Source organism: Collinsella aerofaciens, from assembly GCF_902501475.1.
GTDB classification, from domain to species: domain Bacteria; phylum Actinomycetota; class Coriobacteriia; order Coriobacteriales; family Coriobacteriaceae; genus Collinsella; species Collinsella aerofaciens_AL.
This window is the reverse complement of sequence record NZ_CABWIF010000001.1, coordinates 1-24,316: the sequence shown is the minus strand read 5'-3', so window position 1 is coordinate 24,316 and position 24,316 is coordinate 1. Positions and strand designations below refer to the sequence as shown.

The 24,316-nt window shown below is 58.8% G+C and carries 20 protein-coding genes; 7 read left to right on the top strand and 13 right to left on the bottom strand.

Annotated features, from left to right (window positions below; all coding sequences use genetic code 11):
• Positions 1-258: 258 nt before the first annotated feature.
• The 6 genes from GDJ93_RS00100 to GDJ93_RS00075 all read right to left on the bottom strand — a co-directional run bounded on the left by GDJ93_RS00100 (position 259) and on the right by GDJ93_RS00075 (position 6,616).
• A complete protein-coding gene (locus GDJ93_RS00100; protein ID WP_152067297.1) occupies positions 259-726 on the bottom strand; it encodes a YfcE family phosphodiesterase in 468 nt (155 codons plus the stop codon).
• A 96-nt stretch (positions 727-822) separates the two neighbouring features.
• The gene (locus GDJ93_RS00095; protein WP_006235156.1) at positions 823-1,539 is read right to left on the bottom strand and encodes a LytR/AlgR family response regulator transcription factor; all 717 of its coding nucleotides are present in this window, start codon (positions 1,537-1,539) and stop codon (positions 823-825) included.
• Positions 1,540-1,611: 72 nt separating this feature from the next.
• Positions 1,612-2,955 carry a histidine kinase gene (locus GDJ93_RS00090; protein WP_152067296.1) on the bottom strand — a complete coding sequence of 448 codons (1,344 nt, stop codon included), beginning with the start codon at positions 2,953-2,955 and terminating at the stop codon, positions 1,612-1,614.
• A complete protein-coding gene (locus GDJ93_RS00085; protein WP_152067295.1) occupies positions 2,952-4,139 on the bottom strand; it encodes a glycosyltransferase in 1,188 nt (395 codons plus the stop codon). Before GDJ93_RS00085 ends, GDJ93_RS00090 begins: the two co-directional genes overlap by 4 nt.
• Positions 4,140-4,310: 171 nt before the next feature.
• Positions 4,311-5,570: an MFS transporter gene (locus tag GDJ93_RS00080; protein WP_152067294.1), complete on the bottom strand. Its 1,260-nt coding sequence runs from the start codon at positions 5,568-5,570 to the stop codon at positions 4,311-4,313.
• Between the two features lie 101 nt (positions 5,571-5,671).
• Positions 5,672-6,616, bottom strand: coding sequence for a zinc dependent phospholipase C family protein (locus tag GDJ93_RS00075; protein WP_117848797.1), 945 nt, complete (start codon positions 6,614-6,616; stop codon positions 5,672-5,674).
• 298 nt (positions 6,617-6,914) lie between these two features.
• On the opposite strand from GDJ93_RS00075, the gene GDJ93_RS00070 reads away from it, so the two are divergent.
• The 7 genes from GDJ93_RS00070 (at position 6,915) to GDJ93_RS10045 (ending at position 16,334) form a co-directional block, all read left to right on the top strand.
• Positions 6,915-8,060, top strand: coding sequence for a helix-turn-helix domain-containing protein (locus tag GDJ93_RS00070; protein ID WP_152067293.1), 1,146 nt, complete (start codon positions 6,915-6,917; stop codon positions 8,058-8,060).
• A gap of 330 nt (positions 8,061-8,390) precedes the next feature.
• Positions 8,391-9,407 (top strand): ornithine carbamoyltransferase, encoded by a 1,017-nt coding sequence (gene argF / locus GDJ93_RS00065; RefSeq protein WP_152067292.1) that lies wholly within the window; start codon positions 8,391-8,393, stop codon positions 9,405-9,407.
• A 72-nt stretch (positions 9,408-9,479) separates the two neighbouring features.
• Positions 9,480-10,997: a YfcC family protein gene (locus tag GDJ93_RS00060; RefSeq protein WP_152067291.1), complete on the top strand. Its 1,518-nt coding sequence runs from the start codon at positions 9,480-9,482 to the stop codon at positions 10,995-10,997.
• A 112-nt stretch (positions 10,998-11,109) separates the two neighbouring features.
• The gene (locus tag GDJ93_RS00055; protein WP_152067290.1) at positions 11,110-11,967 is read left to right on the top strand and encodes a dimethylarginine dimethylaminohydrolase family protein; all 858 of its coding nucleotides are present in this window, start codon (positions 11,110-11,112) and stop codon (positions 11,965-11,967) included.
• A 121-nt stretch (positions 11,968-12,088) separates the two neighbouring features.
• Positions 12,089-13,096, top strand: a complete 1,008-nt coding sequence (locus GDJ93_RS00050) for an NAD(P)-dependent oxidoreductase (protein ID WP_152067289.1) — start codon at positions 12,089-12,091, stop codon at positions 13,094-13,096.
• Between the two features lie 431 nt (positions 13,097-13,527).
• Positions 13,528-15,006, top strand: coding sequence for a YfcC family protein (locus GDJ93_RS00045; RefSeq protein WP_152067288.1), 1,479 nt, complete (start codon positions 13,528-13,530; stop codon positions 15,004-15,006).
• Between the two features lie 524 nt (positions 15,007-15,530).
• Entirely contained in the window at positions 15,531-16,334 is an 804-nt protein-coding gene (locus tag GDJ93_RS10045; protein ID WP_226812386.1) for a C39 family peptidase, read from the top strand.
• A 453-nt stretch (positions 16,335-16,787) separates the two neighbouring features.
• Here the strand turns inward: GDJ93_RS10045 and GDJ93_RS00035 are convergent, their stop codons facing one another.
• From GDJ93_RS00035 to GDJ93_RS00005, 7 genes are all read right to left on the bottom strand, one after another.
• Positions 16,788-18,242, bottom strand: coding sequence for a family 1 glycosylhydrolase (locus GDJ93_RS00035; protein ID WP_117776360.1), 1,455 nt, complete (start codon positions 18,240-18,242; stop codon positions 16,788-16,790).
• Between the two features lies 1 nt (position 18,243).
• Complete coding sequence (locus GDJ93_RS00030; protein ID WP_152067287.1) at positions 18,244-19,593, bottom strand: PTS sugar transporter subunit IIC; 1,350 nt, start codon at positions 19,591-19,593, stop codon at positions 18,244-18,246.
• A 9-nt stretch (positions 19,594-19,602) separates the two neighbouring features.
• Positions 19,603-19,896 (bottom strand): PTS sugar transporter subunit IIB, encoded by a 294-nt coding sequence (locus tag GDJ93_RS00025; protein WP_117648560.1) that lies wholly within the window; start codon positions 19,894-19,896, stop codon positions 19,603-19,605.
• A 46-nt stretch (positions 19,897-19,942) separates the two neighbouring features.
• Positions 19,943-20,269 (bottom strand): PTS lactose/cellobiose transporter subunit IIA, encoded by a 327-nt coding sequence (locus GDJ93_RS00020; RefSeq protein ID WP_117757821.1) that lies wholly within the window; start codon positions 20,267-20,269, stop codon positions 19,943-19,945.
• A gap of 119 nt (positions 20,270-20,388) precedes the next feature.
• Positions 20,389-22,284, bottom strand: a complete 1,896-nt coding sequence (locus GDJ93_RS00015) for a BglG family transcription antiterminator (protein ID WP_152067286.1) — start codon at positions 22,282-22,284, stop codon at positions 20,389-20,391.
• Between the two features lie 355 nt (positions 22,285-22,639).
• Positions 22,640-23,602, bottom strand: coding sequence for a carbamate kinase (arcC, locus tag GDJ93_RS00010; protein ID WP_006235166.1), 963 nt, complete (start codon positions 23,600-23,602; stop codon positions 22,640-22,642).
• A gap of 625 nt (positions 23,603-24,227) precedes the next feature.
• Positions 24,228-24,314 (bottom strand): IS3 family transposase, encoded by an 87-nt coding sequence (locus GDJ93_RS00005; RefSeq protein WP_226812388.1) that lies wholly within the window; start codon positions 24,312-24,314, stop codon positions 24,228-24,230.
• Between the last annotated feature and the right edge of the window lie 2 nt (positions 24,315-24,316).

The following is a 24,316-nucleotide window of genomic DNA, read 5'->3' as shown; positions in this document are numbered from 1 at the left end:
TCTACAGTCCTGCGCAAGACGGAAAGCACATTAAGTGCTTTCCTTTGCGTGCGGAACTCGCGACAAACTTAACCCGCGCCAGCCGGCCCCGGAGACCCTCCCTGCCGTCACTTTGTTCGAGCCGTTGTTGTTGCTCGCCGCTTCGCGGCTCGGCGGCCCCGTTCTCCGCGGCGGGGTTGTCTAAGGTTCTTGTTGAAGCTCGGCCATTGGCTCAAATGGAAACGGGGGACGCATCTGCATCCCCCTTTTTTGTTGCGGTTAGTCTAGGTCAATAAACTTGGTGCTTAGGATCTTGCCGTCTTTGACGAGCATTCTGGCCATGGTGGGGTCTCGGGTGCCTCTGGGGTAGCTGGCGCTGCCCGGGTTGAGGACTAAGCAACGGCCCACTTGGGCTTCTTTGGTTACGTGGGTGTGGCCGTTGATGGCTACGTCTACGGATCCCACCGGAAGGTCTTCGCGGTAGTGGGCTACGGCGAATTTAAGGCCTTCGTAGGTAAAGAGTGCAAGACGGTCTACATCGGGGCCGTAGTCGCGGTAGTAATCGTTGTTACCCAGTACGGCCCGCACGGGGGCGATGGTGCATAGGTGCTCGTAGTCCATCTCTGACGTGAGGTCGCCGGCGTGGATAATCAGGTCTGCGCCCTCAAGCTCATCCAAGAGCGCAGGCGATAAATAGCCGTGGGTGTCCGAGATGATGTCGATGCGCTTGGCGCTTGCACTGTTCATGGGATCCCTTCCGCAAAAAACGATTCGGCAGATACATACAAAAAAGGCCCCACGGCTCCGCAGACGATGGGTCTACAGGGCTGCGGGGCCAGTGTGCTAGAGACTCAGGGCCTTTTTGAGCGGCACGACGCGGCGGCGCGAAACCGGCACGCGTTCGTCGACGCCCGTAATGCCCAGCTGGATGGCACCCGAGGGCACCGTCTCGACATCCGTGACGCACGCCAAGTTGACGATATAGCGGCGGTGAACACGGAAGAAGCCAAAGTCGCAGAGCTTGGCCTCAAACTGCGCCAGCGAGGTTGTCGACAAAAAGCGATCATCGACGGTATAGATGCAGGAGTAATCGTCCTTGGCCATGATAAAGCGAATGTCGTCCACGGGAATGAGCACCTTGCGGCCGCCCTTTTCCACCGGGATACGCTCGATGGTCACCTTGCTGTCCGTAACCGGCTTGGCGCGTTGCATGACCTTCTCGATCGCGCGATCCAAGCGAGCTTCCTCGACCGGCTTCATCAGATAATCGACGGCATCCACGTCGAATGCCTCGACCGCATGGTCACTATACGCAGTCACAAACACGATCGCCGGCGGATTTTTGAGCTTATGCAGCGCCTCGGCAAGTTGCAGGCCCGAGGCACCGGGCATCGAGATATCGAGAAACACGACATCCACGCGACTTTCCATAAGCATCTCGATGGCGGAGCGGACGCTCGACGCCTCCGTGATCGTGCCGATCTTGCCCGTTTGCTCGAGCAGGAAGCGAAGCTCCGAGCGAGCCGGCGCCTCATCATCCACAATCATCGCACGCAGCATAGGGATAAAACCTTTCGTCAACTAACTACGCCGGGCATCCGTCGCATGACGTTGAGCCCGTAGCCTTTTATTTTACTCTTGAATGTCGAAGATGCTCTCTGACAAATCAAGATGAAGGAGCACTTTGGTGCCCTTGCCCGGCGCCGATTCGACACGCGTATAGGAGTGCGGCCCATAAAAGCGATGGATGCGCTCCGAAATATTGTGCATGGCCACACCGGCGCCGCCACCCTGGGGAGAGCTGGCGTCGGGACGGGCAGAGCGCTCGTCAAACAGTCTGGCGGCGGTACCCTCATCCATGCCCACGCCATTATCGGCCACGGCAATCAAGATTGCATCCTCGCCGTCTTGGTGAACGGTCACGTCGATCCTCAGGGCGTCGTCATCGCCCATACCATGACGTACGGCGTTCTCGACAATCGGCTGGATCACGAACGCCGGCACCAGCGTATCTTCCACGTCCTCGGACACATCGAACGTCGCAAGCACGCGGTCCTCGCCAAAGCGGGCCTTCTCAAAGGTAAGGTAGCGCTTGGTCTGTGCAACCTCGCGCGAGACCGGAATAAGCGATCCCGAGTTGTCGAGCGTGGCACGATAGAACGATGAGAACTCACGAAGCAGTTCGCGGGCCCGCAGCGGGTCGGTGCGCGTAAACGATGCAATGGTGTTCAGCGTGTTGAACAGGAAGTGCGGGTTAATCTGCGCCTGCAGCGCACGCACCTCGGCGCGCGCTGTGAGTTCCTTTTGCACCTCGAGCTCGTGGATGGCGAGCTGCGTGGACAAGATCTCGGCAAAGCCCGAGGCAAGCGCGTACTGGGTACGGTCGACGGCGCGCGGGGTCTTGTAGTAGAACTTGAGCGTGCCGACGGTACGATCGCCCACCTTGATGGGGGCGATAATGCCGGCGGGGACTTGGTTGTGCGAGCCATCCGAGCCCACGACATCCACCATACGGTTGAACGACTGCACGATGCCATGTTCGATAACGTAGCGTGTGGCAAGCGTGTGGATGGGAGAATCTGGCAGTAGTTTTTCCTCAAACTCGCCCGCGCAGGCCAACACGTTGCCCTCGTCGGTGATGGCCACCGTCATGGCGCGCGTCTCGGGCAGGATACGCCGGCACACCAAAAGCGCCGATTCCTGCGTCAGACCGCCCTTAATGTCCTCGAGCATGGCCGAGGCCACCGAGAGCGTCTCCTCGGTGTACTGGGAGCGCACCGAATCGGGATTGAGCGTCAAAAAGATAAAGATGCACAGAAAGATGCACAGCAGCGCGCAGGCAATCACCGTGGCGATCGGCTCGATACCGGTCACCAAGGCAAAAATAAAGTACACCAGCACGCAAATGGCGCAGGCAACGGCAATGATGCGAAAGATTGATATTGAACTATCGCGCTGGGCGCGGCGGTCGATCATTCGGCCCCCTCCAGGATACTGATCAGTTGTGCGTCACGCCAAAGCCCGTCCATGATCTTGGGCCAAAAGCTCTGGAAACGCAGGTAGCTTGCGGCGTTTTGGCGCGCGTAGGTCTTGGCCTCGTCAATACCGTGGCGCCAAATGCGCAGGTAGCCCTCATGCTCGCGGGTAAACACGCTGCGGACCATAGCGGTCTTGCGCACGCGGTCGTCGAGCTCGCGCGAAATCCACGGGCCCGGGTAGGGCATGAGTGATGCCGCCGTAACGGGAATGAGCTCCTTTTGATGCGCGGCGAATGTCAACTTGGCCCGTTCGTAGTACCAACGGTATACATCCTGCATAAAGCGCGGTGAGCGCTTTTCGGACTCCGGAGGCAGATGGCGCACGGTCCACTCGTTATCGAACCACACGTCGTAGCCAAACATGCGCATGTTAAAGAGGTAATCCAAGTCCTCGCCGCGGGTGATAAACGGGTCAAAGGCCACACGCGTAAAGGCGCGGGCGTGCAGGGCCATCAGGCCGCCGCACACGTAGTTGGAGCGCGAGATGCGGGTGCCCGAGAGCGCCTTTTTCATCCAACGGTTGAACTCGATGCGCTTGGTCCACCAACGATGGCAGATGCCCGCCTTGTCCGTGGGAGCCAGCGGCGAGCCGTCGCGATCGTAGAAATAGCCGCTCTTGACCAAGATCGGCAAGCCCTGACGCGTCTGCTGCCCCAACGCATAGGTCGCGCGCTTCATAAAGTCGGCGTCGATGACAGTCTCATCGTCATCCAAAAAGATAACCGCGTCATGCCCCAGCACAGCGGCACAGGCTAGCCCCATATTGCGGATGGCACCGTAGCCTCGCAGGCTCACGCACTCGCCCGAACCCTTGGGCGCGATCTGAGCAACCCGGTCTGCAATGCGCGAGGCCTGGGTGTTGGTGACAACGGTGACCTTGAGCGTGGGATGCGCGTCGACAATCTCGTGCACGCGCAGCGACACATCGGCTGTGGCAGAAACGGGACAGACCACCAAAAGGATGATGCGCGGGATGTCACGTACCTGCTCAAGCGAGGCCAGGCAGCGGTCGAGTTCGGGATTGTCGGCGTTGAGTCGCGTCGAATGGTCATAGGTGCCAGGGGCGTTTGCGCAAGCGTCATCGCCCGCCCAATACGTTGGAATCACGACTGTGGCGTTCATGCCTTACCCTCCCCGCAACACAAAAACGGGACGCCGCCAAACACAGGCGACGCCCCGCGGCCTAGCTGATTCCATCATACCCACTTGGGCAAATCATTGCTCGCAAGTCGCAATGTTTATTGCGGATAACCCCAAAAGAGTACCGTGGACAGGCACAATAGCCGCTCGCTCCTATGCGGCATGCTCTGCCGCCCGAGTCATGCGGGACAGGCGGACCAGCAGCATAAAGCCAACGATCAGCAGCACGCCAATGGAAAGGACGCCCAGCGACGGGTTGCCTGTCAGCGAGGTGACGACCGACACTAGGAAGGTGCCCATGACGCTTGCATAGCGACCGAAGATGTCAAAGAAGCCGTAGTACTCGTTGGACTTTTCCTTGGGGATAATGCGGCCAAAGTAGCTACGGCTAAGCGCCTGCACGCCGCCCTGGAACAGGCCGACCATAATGGCAAGCACCCAAAACTCAAAGGCGGTCTTTAGGAAGAACGCGGCGAACAGCACAATGCCCATATAGGCGGCGACTGCCACCAAGATCATGTTGAGCGTGCCCACGCGTCCGGCGAGCTTGCCGTAGATGATGGCGGACGGAAAGGCCACGAACTGCGTAACGAGCAGCGCCAGCACTAGCTGCGTCGAATCGATGCCCAAGGCCGATCCGTAACTGGTGGCCATGGAAATGACCGTGTGCACACCGTCGATATAGAAGAAGAACGCAATCATGTAGACCAGCACGGTCTTGTTGTGGGCGATCTCGCGCATGGTGTGTCCGACCTCGGAGAACACACCGCCCACGATGTGGCCGATAGTGTCCTCGGGACCGCGCTCGCGACCGTACTTTTGCTTATAGGTGCGAATGAGCGGCAGGGTAAAGATGAGCCACCAGGCACCAGTGATGACAAACGACAGACGCGTTGCCAGCATGGTAGGGACGCCAAGAGCGGGGCCACCCATGATGAGCGCCAGGCAGATGACGAACGGCACGGTGGAACCGATGTAGCCCCAGGCATAGCCCGAGCTGGACACGGCGTCCATGCGCTCGTCGGTGGTAATGTCGGGCAGCATGGCGTCGTAGAACGTCATAGAAGAGTTAAGGCCGATAGTGCACAGCACGTACACGGTCAAAAATGCCATGGCGGACATTGGGATAGCCTGCGCCAGACAAAGCACCAGGCCCGTGAGGAAGAAGCCCAAGAAGAACTTGATCTTGTTGCCGGCGTAGTCGGCAAGCGCGCCCAGAATGGGCATGAGCATGGCGATGACCAGTGAGGCAATCGTCTGTGCGTTGCCCCAAGCGACCACCAGGTCGGCCGAGGAAGCACCGGTATTGATGGCGTTAAAGTAAATGGGCACCACCGAGGTATTGAGCAGCACGAGCGCCGAATTGCCCACATCGTACATAACCCAGTTACGCTCGAGCTTGGTGTATTTCATGGACAGGGACCCTTCGTGTTCGCCCGATATGCAGTTAGTTCATCGTACCCCAATTGTCCAGAACCGCCGGTAAGGATTCGGCAAAGGGGCACGCACGGGCCCTATTCCTCGCGGTCGAACTCCTCATCGGCATTGAGCACGCGACCGCTGTAGTTGACGTGACTGGTCACGGCATCCATGTCACCGGTCTCGATAAAACGTGCGACCGTGCACTCGTAATCGCCCAGCGCGCGATCAAAGACCTCGGGGAAACTCTCGTTCGAGACCTCGTCGGTAAAGGGATTCTTCCATGTCAGATGGCCCAGGTTACCGGTGCGCTCGGGCAGCTCCGTCGTCACGCGATGGGCAAGGCCGTCGAGCAGCGAGTAGTCGTGCACCAAGCCCTCAACCAGCGAGATCGCGCGCGTCTTTGCGGAGCCGGCCGGCTCAATCGCGCGGTAAAGTCGCTGCATATTGGCAACGGCAGCACCGTACTCCCCCGCCGGAATGTCAATGCCGTACACGCGTCCGGCAACATAGCTCATCAGCACGCCGGCCACGCGATTGATGCGATCGGTGGTGACGATCTCGCCCGCCGGCGGGTAATCGTCGACCGTAGCGCCATCGCGTTTAAGCTGCAGCATCAGCACATCCAGGTCGCTCTCGATCACGGCATGGACCTGACTGCTCGAATCCTCAAGCTCTGAATCGGACTCGACAATGCCAAACTGCTGCTCATAGACAAAGGGATGGGCGTTGCGGTCGAGCACGTAATGAGACAGCAGGCCCAGCGCAAAGGCACGACCCAAGCTGGCGTCGCGCGGCAGCAGATGCGACACGCCGTCGCGCAGGCACGCGAACTGGCGAGACATGCGCGACCGATGCATGACCTGCGCCAGCAGCGTGCAGTCGGAAACACGCGGTGTCAGAATGTGAAAGAAAAACGGGTCGGGGCCTTGGTTGCCCAAGATAAAGGCAATGCGCTCTTCATCGGACGTGATGACGCCCTGCGGAAGACGGTCGATGCTTTCCTCGCCAAACAGATGATGGGTGATAAGCGCGGGCATAATGATCCTTTCGATTTCATTCGATGCCACCCATTATGCCCACCGCGCGCCCATGCCAAACCCGCGGTGGTAAACGGCGCATCGCATGCTGTATGCGACGACCATTCCCCTTCGCCGCAAAAACAGAATGAAAGCTTAATATCATCCCGCTCGTGCGCCGAAGCAACTGTTTGCCCGTCGATGCGGTAAGGCATTAATGGTCTACTATTTCAATACACGCGTCTTCATGCTGTATCAATGAGAAGATCACGTATATCGCAAAGCAGTTCAAGCAACCCGGCGTCGTTCGGAGGCATCCATGATTACCGTTGCCGACATTTTGGCCTTACCGGCATTCGAGCGGATTGATTTAGTCGCACCCATCGAAGATGCCGGGGAGCACCGCGTCTACAACGTTGGTATCTTAGACTGCCCTCCTTCAATCAACGACTACAGCGCATACATGCCCGGCGAGTTCATTCTCACCAATCTTGGTTTTTGCTATGAAGACCCCGACCTATCCGACGCGTCGCTCATTGCCATGATTGAAAGGCGTGTCGCAGCCATTGCCGTTAAACGTGTGTACTCGCCATGTTTTACCGATGCAGTCGCCCAAGCAAGTGTACGCATGGGCGTCCCGGTATATCTCTATTCCGGCGCTTACCATGAGCGCGTCGCATTCGAGTCGCTCAACCTCTTGCAGCGCGATCTCGACGCATCCGACAAAAGCGACGCAGTCGACACGCTCCTATCGGGAAAGCCAAAAGCCCAAGTAAGACAAGAGATCAACAAGTTGGCGGGCCTTACCGGATCGACGATGCGCTGCATTGCCATCTCTGCCGAAAAAGATGATCGCTGCTCACTGTACGCAATTCAAGACACCCTCAACGATTTTCTGGACTCGTTTCGACAGCGACACGAGGATGTCCAAAACGCATGCGCGTTTCGCTACCACGATGCGCTGCTCGTTTTCGTCTCGTATGCCACCGATAAACAGCACGAGGGCGTCTTCTGTGACCTAGAAAATGCCATTCGAGGAGTTGGCGTCAACTACTGCGGCATAGGCGACCTGGTGCCCCTCGGCGAGGCAGATATCTCCATTCGTCAGGCAACAATCCTTCTCAATGAAGCCCATCTGAGCGGAACGCGCAGACTTGAGTGGTCGGATCTGTCCATGGGCGCCTTCTCGTATGCAGCGCAGACCAACCCCATGTTCGAGCGCACCGCGCAAGGTTTTCGCCACCGCATCGAAAGCTACGACACACAAAACTCTACCGAACTGGTCCAAACGGCACGTGCCTTTGTGCACTGCAGCGGCGACATCATCGACACCGCCGATCGCCTACACCAACACCCCAACACCGTCCGATATCGGTTGCGGCGTATTCGAGCACTCCTCGACATGGGCGATTCACACGACCGCGAGCTGCTCGTATTCCTTTCCCTCACTTTCCTCAGCAGATAGTGCGAGTTAACTCGAATCGTCATTTTTCACAAAACAACTCCGAATACGCTCGGACAATTGGCCTTGCAAGCCGCCAATTGCTCACGAATAACAATTCATTTGTAAAAAATAACAAATAGACCCCCGGAAGGCTTTGAGTTGGTACCAAACACACGGCATCTGGGTGCTCCTAGACTTTGAGTCATGGTTTCGGCGTGCCGCTGCACCGGCGCCCGACTACAGGTATCGATGCCCCATCCGGGGCGAACGAAACGCCTGACCTGTCTGGAGGGGCCCACGTGCGGGGCGTCCGTCGGGGGTAGGCAAGAACCGACGAAAGGAAACATGACTATGACTGATTCGGTTTTCCAGGGTCGCCACCTGCTCTCCACGAGGGACTACACCAGGGACGAGCTCATGTGGCTCATCGGCTTCGCCGAGCACCTCAAGGACCTCAAGAAGCAGAACGTCCCGCACCGCTACCTCGAGGGCAAGAACGTCGCGCTGCTCTTCGAGAAGACCTCCACCCGCACCCGCGCAGCCTTCACCACCGCCTGCATCGACCTGGGCGCCCACCCCGAGTACCTGGGCAAGGGCGACATCCAGCTGGGCAAGAAGGAGACGGTCCTCGACACCGCCAAGGTGCTCGGCTCCATGTTCGACGCCATCGAGTTCCGCGGCTTCAAGCAGGAGCACGTCGAGCAGCTCGCCGAGCACTCCGGCGTGCCCGTCTGGAACGGCCTCACTGACCGCGAGCACCCCACGCAGATGCTCGCCGACTTCATGACCATCAAGGAGCACTTCGGCAGGCTCGAGGGCCTCACGCTCGCCTACTGCGGCCAGGGTCGCAACAACGTCCAGAACTCCCTGATGATCACCTCCGCCATCCTCGGTGTGAACTACGTCAACGCCACCCCCAAGGAGCTCGAGCCCGACCCCGAGATCGTCGCCCTCGCGCAGAAGTTCGCCGCCGAGTCCGGCGCGACCATCCGCGTCACCAACGACCCCGTGGACGCCGTCCGCGGCGCCGACGCCGTCTACACCAACGTCTGGGCGGCCATGGGCGAGGAGTCCCAGTTCGCCGAGCGCGTCCGCCTGATGTCCCCGTTCCAGGTCAACGCCGAGCTCGTCTCCCACATCGAGAACCCCGACTGGATCTTCCTGCACTGCCTCCCGGCCTTCCACAACGCCGAGACCGAGTACGCCGCCAAGATCAAGGAGGAGCACGGCATCGAGGCCATGGAGTGCACCGACGACGTGATCTACAGCGAGCACTCCCGCTGCTTCGAGGAGGCCGAGAACCGCATGCACACCATCAAGGCCATCATGGCCGCGACCCTCGGCAACCTCTACATCCCGCGCGTCTAACCGCGCCACGGACCGACCGCACGCCGCGGCCCGCCCCTCCGGGCCGCGGCGCCTCACGTAAGGAAATACACCATGGCTGAAGAAATCAAGGAAAAGCCGGCGAGGAAGAAATTCCAGATGCCGAACACCTATGTGATCCTGTTCGCCGTCATCGCCTTCATCGCCCTCCTGACCTGGTTCGTCCCCGGCGGAGCCTACGAGCTCTCCGAGGGCGGCGACGCCATCGCCGGCACCTACCACGTGGTCGAGAGCAACCCCCAGGGCCTCTGGGACATCTTCATGGCCCCCATCACCGGCATGCTCGGCGGTGGCACGGTCTCCGGCGCCATTTCGATCTCCCTCACCATCATGCTGTTCGGCAGCTTACTCGAGATGATGGATCGCACCTGCGCGCTCAAGACGGCCATCAAGCGCATCACTATCGCCAATCAGAACAACATGCATGCGCTGATCGCCATCCTCGTTATCCTGATGGCGTTCTTCGGTACGCTCGAAGGCGCCTATGAGGAAGGCATCGTCTACTTCCTGATGTTCGTGCCCGTCATCCTGGCCCTCGGCCTCGATACGGTCACCGCGATCATGATCGTCGTCCTCGGCACCCAGATCGGCTGCCTCTCGTCGATCATTAACCCGTTCTCCACGGGCATCGCATCGGGTATCGCCGGCATCTCCCCTGGCGAGGGCATGATTCCCCGCATCGCGATGTTCGTCATCTTCACCGGCCTCGTCATCCTCCTGATCTGCCGCTACGCCGACAAGATCAAGGCGCATCCCGAGAAGTCCGTCCAGTTCTTCCGGCGCGAGCAGGACCTCAAGGAGTTCCCCGCCGCCGACGACGAGGACCTCACCCTCACCGGTCGCCAGAAGGGCGCGCTCGCACTGTTCGTACTTACCTTCGTCTTTATGATCGTCGGTCTGACCCCCTGGACCTCCCTCAACCCCGAGTGGACGTTCTTCGAGGACTTCGTCGCATGGGTCGCCGCAACCCCGGGCCTGCGCAACGTCCTGGGCACCGACATCACCGCCTTCGGAAACTGGTATTTCCCCGAGCTCTCGATGATCACCCTGATCATGGTCATCCTCATCGGCGTAGTCATGCACTATGATGCCGACACTATCATCGATACGATTCTCAAGGGCGCCTCCGGCCTGGTCTCCACCGCCTTCGTCGTGCCGCTGGCACGCGGCATCCAGGTCGTCATGGACAACGGCCAGATCACCCCGTCCATCCTCAACATGTGCGAGAACGCGCTGGCCTCCCTGCCGCCCTTCGCCTTCGTCGTCGTCGCCCTGGTCTGCTACTTCCTCATCGCCTGCCTGATCCCCAGCTCCACCGGCCTCGCCGCCGCCACCATGGGCATCATGGGCACGCTGTCCACCTTCGCCGGCGTCGACGTCTACATCATGGTCATCATCTACCTCATGGCGCTCGGCCTGGCCAAGATGATCACCCCGTGCTCCATCGTCGTCATGACGTGCACGGCCGCGGCGCACATGAGCTACGGCGACTGGGTCAAGAAGATCGCCCCCATCGTCGCCGTCCTGTTCGCCGCCTGCTGCGCCTTCCTCTGCGTCCTCGTGATGCTCTAGGTCTAGGCGCTACTCCCCCGCGGGAATCCTCGCGCGGCGGGCAAGCCCCTCCGTTTTTCCCGCCGCGCGCATTCCATCTAAGGTATGTAGGTCTTAAAGAAAGGAACCTGCCATGTCTGAAGAGAAAATCTACGTCTCCAACGCCACCAATCCGCTCAAAAAGGTCATGATGTGCTCGCCGAAGTACTACACCTTCAACGGCATCAACGTCATCACCTCCGAATGGATGAAGAAGGGCGATACCGAACAGAACGACATCATGGTCAAGGAATGGCAGATGCTCGTTGACGCCTACAAGGATAACGGCATCGAGGTCGTCGAGGTCGAGGCCAACCCCAAGTACGAGGTCATGACCTTTGCCCGCGACTATGGTTGCATGATCAAGGAAGGCGCCGTCATGGGCCACTTCCGTCATCCGGTCCGCCAGATCGAGGCCCAGTCCTATGAGGCAAAGCTTAAGGAGATGGGTGTCCCCATCGTCGCCCGCGTTAACGCAGGTTGCATGGAGGGCGGCGACTTCTGGATGGTCGATGAGCATACGCTCGCCTGGGGCATGGTCGATCGTACCGATGAACAGGGAGTCGCCAGCCTCCGCCATCAGCTCGAGAAGTTTGGCTATACCGTCGTCGGCGTTCCCTGCCCGCCCGACAACCTGCACCTTGACATGATCTTTAACATCGTCGCTCCCCAAGTTGCGCTCGCTTGCATTGACCAGCTGCCCTATAACTTCCTGCAGATGCTCAAGCGCCGCGGCTTCGAGCTCATCCCCGTCGCCAGTGAGGATATGTACAAGCACGGCTGCAACGTCCAGTGCATCGGCAACAACAAGGTCGTTGCCATCGAGAAGAACAAGCACATCAACGACAAGATGCGCGCTCTGGGCATCGAGGTCATCGACGTGCCGCTCGACCAGATCCTGCACGCCGGCGGCGGCCCGCACTGCCTGACCCAGCCGATCGAGCGTCCGTAGTCCGAACGTTTCGCCTGGACAGTATTTGTCCGAGCCTCTCATGGGGCGCCGCTCCGCTGGATTCCGGCGCTGCGGCGCCCCTTTTTACCCACAAGCCCCTCAAAGGGGAAAGGAAGCACCCATGAAGATCTTGATCAGCGATTATGCCGAGAGCATGATGCCCCAGCACGACCTCGAAACCGAGACCCTCAAATCTCATCTGGGTGAGGATATCGATGTTGAGGTTTACGCGTATACCGATGAGGCACGCGAGGAGTTCTACGAGCATCTTGCCGATGCCGACGCTCTGCTCACTGCCTTCATCAAGGTGGACAAGGAAGCGTTCGAGCACGCTCCCAACCTCAAGGTCATCGCCATCAACGCCACCGGCTATGACAACGTAGACATGGACGAGGCAACTGCGCGCGGCGTGGGCGTCTGCCCCGTCGGCGAATACTGCACCTGGGATGTCTCCGAAAGCGCCATCGCCTATATGTACGCGCTCAACAAGAACTTCAAGTTCTACATCGGTCAGATTGAGCAGGAGCACCGTTGGGATTACGCCGCGGCTCCCGAGGTGCCTCGTCTTGAAGACCAGACCCTCGGCATCTTTGGTTTTGGCAAAATCGGCAAGTGCACCGCCCGTAAAGCCAAGGGCCTTGTCAAGCGCATCATCTCCAACGACCCCTTTATCGACCAGAACCTTTTTGGGCAAAACGGTGTCGAGCAGGCCGAGATCGACGAGGTTTTGGCCGAGGCCGACATCATTATCAATCATATGAATCTTAACGAGACGAACTATCATTACTTTGACGCCGAGAAGTTCGCCAAGATGAAGAAAAAGCCCATCGTCATTAACCTGGGCCGTGGCCTCTGCATGGACGAACCCGCTCTTATCGAAGCTCTCGATTCTGGCCAGATTCGCGCGTTTGGCGCCGATGTTCTGTATGGCGAGACGCCCGACCTGGCAAACCACCCGCTCGTTGGCCGCGACAACGTGATTATCACGCCGCACTCTGCGTTCTATTCGTCTTCGTCGCTACGCGACCTCATGATCTTCCCGTGCAACAACATCGGACACTTCCTCAAGGGCGAAAAGGACCAGCTCTTCAAGTTGGTTAACGACGTTCCTGTCGTAAACGTGTTGTAGGAGCTTAAACTGCTTCCAGAACACGTGGCTCAACGGGATGAAGGCCTATTCTTCATCCCGTTTTATTGCTCCCCCTATCGTCTAAGCGACGTGCAGTCGCCGCGAACCAAAACAGCAGGGGCCACCAGACCAACAGAAAAGGGATCACTAGGGACCAGTCCTTAAAAATACCCGCATCTATATGCGACAACGTATATCACATTGTACGTTTACCGATAGGTCGGCTCGTTTGCGGAATACATGCCACCATAGATGTCCTCACATACTCACCGGATGGTATTATTGATATGTGATGCACGCTTTATTAAACGCATTACTTCCCCGACTTGAAGGGTGCAGCTTTCAAGTCGACAACAGAGTCAAGACCTTATTGATTAACGAGAGCCCCGTCTCCCATGGCGGAGGCAGGGCTTTCCGTGAAGGAGCTTTGTATGTCGGATAAGGCTGCCGCATCTGGCAAAGAACGTAAGCCACGCCAGATGCCCTCATCTTTTACCATTCTCTTTGGCTGCCTGTTGCTCGTGGCCATCGCCTCGTGGGTCGTCTCGTCATTTAGCCCTGACGTGCAGGCCGCAACGCTTGGCAACTTTATGGCTTCTCCCTTCTTGGGCTTTGAGAGCGCCATGCAGGTCTGCGTGTTCATTCTTGTGCTTGGCGGTTTCCTGGGCGTAGTCCAAAAAACGGGCGCGCTCGACACCGGCATCGCCGTGCTCGTCCGTAAACTAGGCGGTAATGATCTATTGCTCGTTCCTGTTCTCATGCTCGCCTTTGGCATCTGCGGATCCACGTACGGCATGCTCGAGGAATCCGTCCCCTTCTACCTGCTCCTGGCATCGGTCACGTTTGCCATGGGTTGGGATCCGCTCGTTGGATGCATGGTAGTTCTCATGGGCTGCGGCCTTGGCGTTTTGGGATCGACGGTCAACCCGTTTTCGACCGGACTCGCGCTTGATGCTCTCAAGGCAGCCGGCATCCCCTATGACCAGGGACTCATGATCGGCATCGGTCTGGTTATGTTCGCCATCGCCGAGATTTCGGGCATCATTTTTGTCATGCGGTATGCCAAGTGCGTCCGCACCGACCGCGCCGCCTCATCGCTCACCCCCGAGGAATGGGAGACCGCCGAGCGTCTCTACGGCGACAAGGACGGCGATTCCGCCGAGGACGCGCACGTCGAGCTTTCCAAAATTCAAAAGCGCGTCCTTGTTCTCTTCGCCCTCACGTTTGTCGTCATGATCATCGGCTTTATTCCGTGGCAGACATTCGGAGTTGGCCTATTTGATATCGGTGCCAAGGGCGATGACCTCAGCACCGCATGGAGCGCACTTTTGACTGGCCTGCCACTTGGTCAGTGGTACTTTACCGAATGCGGCATCTGGTTCTTCACCATGACAATTATTATCGGCAAGGTTGCCGGTATGCAGGAGAAAGAACTCGTCGACACCATCCTGCACGGCTGCGCCGACCTTGTTTCTGTCGCGCTCGTCGTCGCCGTCGCCCGCGGCGTCTCCGTGCTCATGTCCATCACCGGACTCGATGTGTGGATCCTCACCAACGCCGCCAACGCGCTCGCCGGCGTATCCGCCACAGTCTTTGCCCCGCTCTCCTATGCGCTCTACTTTGCCCTGTCTTTCCTCATCCCCTCGAGTACGGGCATGGCAACCGTCTCGATGCCTATCATGGGACCGTTGGCGGCATCCTTAGGCTTTGCCCCCGAAGCCATGGTCGCAATCTACCTCGCCACACACGGCGTTGTAGCGATGATCACTCCCACATGCGGGTCCATCATGGCTGGCCTCGAGCTTGCCCAGGTAAGCTACGCGACCTACATCAAGACGGCCGCCAAATACATGGTCCTGCTTACCGTGATTACCGTTTCGTTTGTCACCGTGCTGATGCTCGTTTTGTAATCGGCGGGCGCACCACAAATCACATCTTTTGAAAGGGGCCCAAAGAGCCCCTTTCTCTTAGCTCGAGGAGGGTGTCGCTTTATAGCGCCAAACTCGCCCCCGTTCGTGCCGTTTACCGAGCTTTTGGCGCGCGCACGCATTTGTTGTACATCTTTTTTGTAGGATAGACGGGTTATACATGAGGCAAGGCGGTTTAAATGGCATATGGTTTTAACGACGGCGATCAACGGCGACAGAGCGTTCGCCTTGCCGGTCGCGCTACGCCGACGCCCGGAAGCTCGTCTTCTTCCACCGCCGCCAGCCCGCAGTATCCAAGCAGCTCGCAACGGCAGCCCCGCCCTACGCCTCGGCAAAACACCAGCGGTTCTGAGACTCGAGGGCAGGCTAGTACCGCTGCGACTCGCAGACGCGACGGTGCCGTCGCTTCGAGCAGATCCAACGCTAAAACCGAACGGCGCAGTCGCAGTACCGATCAACGCCAAAGCACGCGCTCTTTCACGGGCACGCGCCAGCGCCAGACCGATGTGCCGCAACTGCGTCGCAACGGTCGCCCCCAGCCCGGCATCTTTGTCCGCCGTTCTTTTTCGCGCCCGCAGAACGGACGCAGCGGCCTGAGCTCTCGCCCGGCATCTCGAGCCGGCTCCGGCGCTCCCGCTCTACCCTTCCGCCGCGCACGCATCGCGCTTTGCTCCATCGTCGCGTGCCTGCTCTTTTTATTTTTAGGCTCGTGTATCTCCCACGGATCAGCCGGTCTCGAGCCCACCGCCGAGGACAAGCTGCTCAAGGCCCCCGTCGCGCCCGGTTATTCTTTCGCCTTTTCGACCCCGCGCTCGCAATGGCAAGCCGGCACGATGCCCCATATCTATCAGATCGACCCTGCATGGTCGGAGCTGCCTTACGCCGGCGGTACCATCCGCCAAAATGCTTGCGGGCCTACGTGCCTCACCATGGTCTATATCTTTAAGACGGGACGCACCGATATGACTCCCGTCGATATGTGCGCGCTTTCCGAGGCAGGCAATTACGCCCCCACCGGTGCAACCGAATGGTCGTTTATGACGAGCGGTGCGTGGCAGTTGGGACTTAACGGAACGGAGCTTCATAACGATCGCGACTCGATGACTCAGGCGCTGCGTTCGGGAGCGCCCGTCATCGCCGCCGTTCGGCCGGGCACCTTTACCAACGTGGGCCACTACATTGTACTTTACGGTATTGACGACGCCGACCAGATTGAAGTCTTCGATCCCAACTCGGCCAGCCGCAGCGCCCGACGCTGGGGCGTCGTAGAGGTCCTCAACGAAGTCGAAGCCATGTGGGCCTACTACTAGTCATTGGGCACTCATTGGGGACAGACTTAAATGAGTGGTCGTCGGGGACAGTCTTACGGACGCCGGCCGAGAGCAAACGAAAAGGGCCATCCCGAACTGCTTGGAACTGCCAGCACGGAAAGCGCATCCTGCTTTGGGGCCCAATAGCGGGATGCGCTTTCCGTTAGCGGCCCGTTTGGGAAACTAGGGACCGCTTTTCGACAAAAATCCGGGATGCATTTTCCGATTGAGGGCCTCAAGGGAAACCGCACCCCATGTTGGACGCTCATTCTGGGATGTGCTTTCCGCAGTTGATCGATGCGGCCTTTAAGGACTGTCCCAAGCTGCCGGCAGGAAAGGAACGTCCCCAAGTGCCGGGTTTCCGCAGCCTGCAATGCTCCTCATGAACAGCCGCCTCAATAACAAAAGCCCCTGCGGCCGAAGCGGACCGCGGGGGCAACAGACCTGCAAGAGTTAACTCAAGTCCTCGCCATTTGATGCAATGACCTTTTGGTACCAGCAGAAGCTGTCCTTTCGGTAGCGATCGAACGTGCCTTTGCCCGTATCATCGGCATCAACATAAACAAAGCCATAGCGCTTCTTCATCTGCCCCGTCGAGGCCGACACCAAATCGATACAGCCCCACGGCGTGTATCCCATCAGGTCAACACCGTCCTCGACAATTGCATCGCGCAGCGCAAGAATATGCCTTCGCAGGTAATCAATATGATACGCATCGTGGACTTTGCCGTCTTCCAGCGCATCGAGTCCGCCCACACCGTTCTCGGCGATAAAGAGCGGAAGATGGTAACGATCGTGGTAGCCGGCAAGCGTCACGCGCAAACCCAGCGCATCGATCTGCCACTTCCAGGCAGTCTCTTTATCCTTGAGGTACGGATTGCGCAACGTCGGGAACACGTTGCCCTCCGCCTTCTCGGCGATCACCTGATCATCGGCGCACACCAAGCGCGAGCAATAGTACGAGAACGAGATGAAGTCGACCGTATGCTCTGCCAGATACTCCGTATCGCCCGGCTCAAAGGGCACGTGAACACCCTCTTTCTCGAGTGCACGCAGCTTCCAAGCAGGATAGGCGCCCGCAGCCATCACGTCTGTGTAGAAGTAGCGGCCGCGGTCCTCCTCATACGCAAGCCATACGTCCTCGGGCGCACAACGGTACGGATAGGTCGCACCGGCAGCGACCATGCAACCCACCTTGTTTGCGGGATCGATCTTGTGCAGAATCTCGACAGCGCGAGCGCTCGCCATAAACATATGGTGCGAGAACGCCGCGGTCACGGCTGCACGGTCACGCTCATCCTCGAGCGTGACACCCGCGTTGAGATAGGACAGCGCCACGCTGTTGATCTCGTTGAACGTAAGCCAATAACGCACGAGGCCCTGGTACGCGCGTCCGACGGTCTCGACGTAGTGCGCATACCGCTCGATCATCTCTCGGCTTTGCCAGCCACCATAGCGCTCGACCAGAGCCAACGGATAGTCGTAGTGCGACAGCGTCACAAGCGGCTCGATTCCATGCTCGCGCAGCGCCTCGAATACCTGACGGTAAAACTCCAAGCCCTCGCCGTTGGGCTCGGTCTCCATCCCTGTGGGAAAAATACGGCTCCAGCAAATTGAAAGACGCAGGCACTTAAAGCCCATCTCGGCAAAGAGCTCGACATCCTCGTGCCAATGATGGAAGAAGTCGTTGCCCCAGCGGCATGGATACAGCCTGTCCGGATCGTCCACGGGCTTTTGCCTGCCAAACATTACATCCCAGCGGTCGGAACCCTGTGGGATCAGGTCGGAGTGCGACATGCCGCGGCCGCCCTCGTTCCAGCCCCCTTCGGCCTGGTTGGCGGCGAGGGCACCACCCCACAAAAAGCCCTCGGGCATACCGGCGGCAGACGTTCTGTCAAAGTAACTCATGCTACTCAGCATCCTCGGCAGAAGCTGCCGCGGCGTTCTCCTGCTCCTGAGCCAGGAGCTGGTTATCGTACACCTTAAAGAACGGGTACCAGACCACAGCCATGACCACGATCAAAACGATCGTAAACACCCAGATGCGCGGGTCGAGGCACTGGACAAAGCCCTGAACGAAGATGGGGAACGTGCCGCTCACCAAGATGTAGAAGTTAGAGACAAGACCCAGTGAGACCGCACCCCAATACAGCAGGGCCGAGATCATGCCGCCTAGCACAAACGGAATCATGAGGATCGGGTTGAAGATGATGGGCGCGCCGAAGATCGCGGGCTCGGAGATACGGAAGAAGCTCGGCACGATCGATGCCCTGCCAAATGCCTTGAGCTGCTGCGACTTTGCCCTAAACGCGCAGAGCGCCAAAAAAGAGAACGTATTACCCGTGCCGCCGATGAGGTTGATGGCCAACGACATGAGCGCCGGGTGGAACTCAAGCGGCTGCCCGGCAGCATAGAGCGAGGCGTTGGCGGCAAAGGCGGCAAGCGTGACCGGGGCGGTGATGGGCATTACGATCATGTTGCCGTGGACGCCAAAGCACCAAAACAGCAGCGTCATGAAGCAGATAAGCAGTGCGCCGGGCACAGAGTCAACTGCGACGGAAAGCGGGGCAGCGAGCAGCTTCTCGATAACCGAGGGGATGGACAGCGCGGGATCGATCATCTGGATCAGCAGGTTGCCGCCAAAGAAGATGAGGATGTTGGCGAGCATAGGTACGATGGCGCCAAAGGTTTCGGACAAAAACGGCGGCACGCCATCGGGCATCTTGATGGTGATGCCCTTGGTCTGGCAGAAGCGCGTGACCTCGACGGAGACCAAGGCAACGATGATGGCGGTAAACAGGCCCTGCGCACCCAGATAGGTGCAGGGGACCGCCTGGAGCACGGACTCGTCAGCAAGCTGGTAGTAGGACGACGGCGCCGCGGCGATCAGGAACATCACCAGCGAGGTCATACCGGCGTTAAGCTTGGGCATCTTGTAGGTGCCCGCCAGGTTATAGGCGATTGCGAACGTCACGATCACCGACAGTATGCCCATCGTCATGTTGAAGGGAATGAGCAGCGTGAGCTTATTGGCCGTGGCAAAATCGAGCCAAGGGCCAAAGACGGACCAGAACCCGCCCTGCGCCACCAGGTCGGCCGTGACCGGCGGGTTGGCGAGGATCATAAAGACGGCAGATACCAAGATGAAGCTGATCGCGCTCATAAAGCCCTTTTGCATGGAGGCAAAGTGGCGCTCGGTGCCGCAGAAATTGGCGATAGGGGTCAGTTTTTCCTGAAGCAGGGTCATGAACTTCTCCATGGTTGCCTCCTAACCCAACAGCGACTGGGCGAGTGCCAGCACGTTGGCGGCGTTGCCCATGCCGTAGTCCTGTGCGGGGATGACCGCGGTCGGCTTACCGCTCCCCTGCTTGACGGTGTTGAGCTGGTAGGACACCTGCGGCCCCAAGAGCAGCACGTCATAATTGGCGCACGTCTCCTGATACTCGCCGATACCCACCGCATCGATATCGAGCTCGATGCCGTTTTGCTCCGCATATTTCTCGAGTTTCTTCATCAGAATGCTTGTAGACAGACCAGCTGCGCAAACAAGAAGGATCTTCATAAGGGATTCCCTTCGCATTGATTGGTTGGATAGTCACCGCACGCCGCTAGGCGTTCTTGGTTGCAGTGCGCTCATACAGGCAGATCAGCTCCTGCACGAGCTCCTGAGCAAGCATGGAGCACATGAGGTGGTCCTGAGCATGGACCAGCAACACATCCACCGACAGATGCTCGCCCGCTGCCTCAGTCGAAAGCAGCTGCGTTTGGATGTGGTGAGCCTTGATTCCCGCATCCTTTGACTGCTTCATGAGTTTGGCGGCGGCGTCAAAATCCCCCGCCTTTGCCTTTTCAAGGGCTTCGAAGGCAAGGCTGCGTGCCTCTCCCGCTGCAGCGACCAGCTGAAACGAAACCATCTCGGTTCCCTGATCGTCCATAACGGTCTCCTCTCCCGTGATGTTTGGTTTGTACTTGAATATTCGAAACGCCTATCTCCCGCCCGCAATCCTCGAGGTTTATTGCAGGTAGACTGACAGGGTCATCGACAAAAGAAGTCTTAAGCCGTATGCGCTTGCACAAGCGCCATCAGCTCATGCCAGGACCGGCGCTCGCGTAGGCGCTCGACCCCCTGGCGGTCCATAAAGATCTCGGCGAGCAGTGAGCTCAAGATCCGCGCCTCATCGCCGCCCGACCGGGCAAACGACACCATAAAGACGATATCGACCTCATGGCCGTATTCGTCCCAAAGAATGGGATGTTCGAGCAGGCCCACGGTAACAAAGGCCTCGGCGCTCAAGGGATGCATCCCATGGGGCATGGCTACCCCATTGCCAAACGAGGTGGCGCTCGCGCTCTCGCGCTCGGCGACCTCTTGGGCAAACTGGGCATCGACACGGCCGCTCTCGACGGCGCGCTCGGAGAGATATCGGAGAACGGCCTGCTTCGACGACGCCTCAACGCGGTTGAAGAACAGGGCACGGCTAAAGAAAGAGCTCACGGAGTCCGATTGCGCAGTGTCGTCGCTCAGCACCTTGCGGATAGCGTTGACATCGCTCGTCTCCAAGAAGAAATCGGCCTCGCGGACGGGCACGGGCAACTTGACGTTGAGCGGCACCGTTGTGAACACGTAGTCGATATGCGAAAAATCGAACGTTCCCACGCGGGCGACATCGCATGTCTCAATCGAATCGATATACATGCCAAACTGCTTGCGGTACTGGTGCTCGAGCATACGGGCGCTTCCCGCTCCCGAGGCGCACACGATCAGGATGCGTTTGCGACGCGGCTGGTCGGCTTGCTGCTCGAGGGCCAGGGCAAATGCCATGGCGATGTAGCCGAGCTCTTCATCAGAGGGCTGGCTGCCAAAATGACGCTCGAGTACCTGCGAGGTGCCAGCTGCCATCGAATAGGCCAACGGAAACCTCGTCTTGATATCGGGCAGCATGGGGTTATCCATATGCATGTGATATTCAAGGCGATAGCCCAGAGGGCCGATATGCCGAGCAAGGTTCATGCGAAGTTCAAGATCGCCGCTAAAGTCAAACCTAAACTCATCGTTGACCGCACGTACCATCTCGGAAGCAATCTCCCACATCTCGTCCGAGATAACGGCAGAGCCCTTCTCGGGCACGCCCGTGCCCCTGCCGAGCAAATGGATTGCGATAAAGGCAACCTCTTCTCGGGGCATGCTCACGCCCAGGGCATCCTTGATGTTTGCGGCAATCTGGAAAGCCGCGGCGTATTCGCGCGTTCCCTCCAGTTTTTGAACGTCCGATTCTGCAGCTGGGACATAGCAGCCCTGCTCGATGCGGCCAAGAGCAATGTAAAGATGCATGATGAGATTGCGGGATGCCAGCGAGCTCACCGTGACGGGCGAGGCCGTCAGGGCATCGTCCACACATGCGGCGATGGCCCGCAGGCGCTCGGCGAGCTTTGCATCGTCGGTGTCGGGCAACACGGGCCTCACCAGCGAGGCCAGGCACAGGCGCCGTTGCGACTCCCCGCCCGCAACGCGGATTCCGTAGCGTGGGCGCTTTTCGAGCGTTAAGTCAAATTGGGCGAGTTTCTGCTCTACCAGACGCATGTCATTGGACAGAGTTCGCGCCGAAACGTAGAGTAAATCCGCATACTCCTCAATCGTCACCCACTGGGACCGCATGAGGAGGTCGTTAAGAAGGAAGGACACACGGCCGTCGCGCGTATCAGGAATGCCCGGATGGGCCTGAGCCGCACCGTCTAGCAAGCGAGCAAGCTCATCTGCACGTGCAACATCGATACGATACTGCCCCTTGCTGCCAACGATGCGCGCAACCCCTGCAAGGTTGTCGTTTGCGCGATGGATATAGTTTCTCACGGCGCGCTCGCTTACCTCGAGACGCTTGGCAAGTACCGCGACAGCGACAGGCTGAGCGTCCTCGATCATATTTACAAGCTGCTTGACGCGAGCATCCATGTCCTCCTCCTTTCCCTGCGTCTAGTCTAACGCGGTAAAGAATGACACTCCACGTCGCGCTCGTTCCGCCAACTCGGAACAGGTTGCGGGGAGTCCAGCCGAACTTATAGGGAGCACGGAGAAAGGACCCGAAAGCCATGTGCCGGTGTGAGATGCGCTTTCCGCAGTCATTGGGGACAGACTTAAATGAGTAGTCGTTGTGGACGTTCTTGTTTGACTAGTCGTTTAAGAACGTCTCCAATGACTAGGTGAATAGCAAAAGCCCCGCAGTCGGAGCGGACCGCGGGGCTCATGAAGAGAGGCTAGTTTGTGGGCGCTTTGCCTGGCGCCCACGGGAGAGGCAACGGAGTAGGGGCTACTCGTGGATGCGGGTACCGGAGAGGCCGGCCATGGTCTCGGCGGCCTTGTCCAGGGCGCCGATGATGCAGGTGCGGCCCTTGCGGGAGCGGGCGAACTTGATGGCGGCGCGGACCTTGGGCTCCATGGAACCCTTGCCGAACTGACCCTCGTCGGCCAGGCGCTCGGCCTCGTCGGCGGTGAGGTCCTCGAGCTCCTCCTGGTTGGGCTTGCCAAAGTTGATGGCGACGTGCTCGACGGCGGTCAGCAGGAACAGGACGTCGGCGTCGCAGTCCTCGGCCAGCAGCTCGCCGCCCAGGTCCTTGTCGATGACGGCGGGAACGCCCTTGTAGCAGCCCTTGTTCTCGTAGTCGCGGACGACGGGGATGCCGCCGCCACCGCAGGCGATGACGATGAACTCGTTGTCGAGCAGGTTGAGGATGGAGTCGGCCTCGACGATCTTCTTGGGATCGGGGGAGGCGACGACGCGACGCCAGCCGCGGCCGGAATCCTCGACGAAGACCTTGGAGGGATCCTCGGCCATGAACTCCTTGGCCTGCTCCTCGGTGTAGAAGGGGCCGATCGGCTTGGTCGGGTTCTTGAACGCGGGATCGTCGGGATCGCACTCGATCTGGGTGACGACGGTGGCGGCGTGCCAACGCTTGTAGCGCTTGTGCATCTCGCGGCCGATGCCCTGCTGCAGGTGATAGCCGATGTAGCCCTGGGACATGGCGCCGCACTCGGGCAGCGGCATCTCGGGGGTGCCGATGGCGTCGTGGGCGGCGGCGAAGGCGTTCTGGATCATGCCGACCTGCGGGCCGTTGCCGTGGGTGATGATGATCTCGTTGCCCTGCTCGATGAGGCCGAGGAGAGCGTGGGCGGTGTTGCTCACGGCCTCGATCTGCTCGACGGGGTTGTTGCCGAGGGCGTTGCCGCCGAGGGCGACGACAATACGATCGGGCTTGCCAAGAGGCTTAGACATTGCTGGAATCCTTTCTGTAAAAGGCCTACAACCCATTAATAACCCGCGTCCGTGCGATACGCGAGTTTATTAGGGTTTATATTCTCTTTATCGCTCATTTTATTCATTTTGGAAATACCTAAGCGGCGAACGGTCGATTTTACCCGCTCAGCGTAAAGAAGCCCAGTTCAGGTATATCTACGCCATTTACGTGCAACTTTATTTAAATAGAGCAGGGATTAGACCAGATTATGCAAACTACATCTCTGCTAAACACAAAACGGACAGCGCAATATCTTACTCGCGCTATACGAGATTCTATGCACTTATAAGTCGAGTATGCACCCCTGCAAAAACAAGGGGCTTTTCATCCAGCAAAAGGAATAAAGAAGAGCTCCGAAAAGGCGGCAACAGCCAAGTCCCCCCATCTATCTCCAAAGTGGCGCGAGGTTTCGCGGCAAAGCCGCGAAACAGCGAAGGGGACGGAATACCCGACCAACCACGTCCGTCATCCGCCCACACAATCCAAGGACGTAGTCGTAGCAGGATCTGAGGGCTAACCTTCGCGGACACTCCGCAGGACGAAAGAACCCCCGCCGCACGTAATGTGAACTGCACCCCAAAACTTGGACGGCTTAAATAAGAACTACGCCGCAAGGGACTGTCTCCGGAACTCCTCCGGGGTCAGTCCCTTCAGTTTAACCTGGCGCCTCCTCGTGTTCCAATGGACCACGA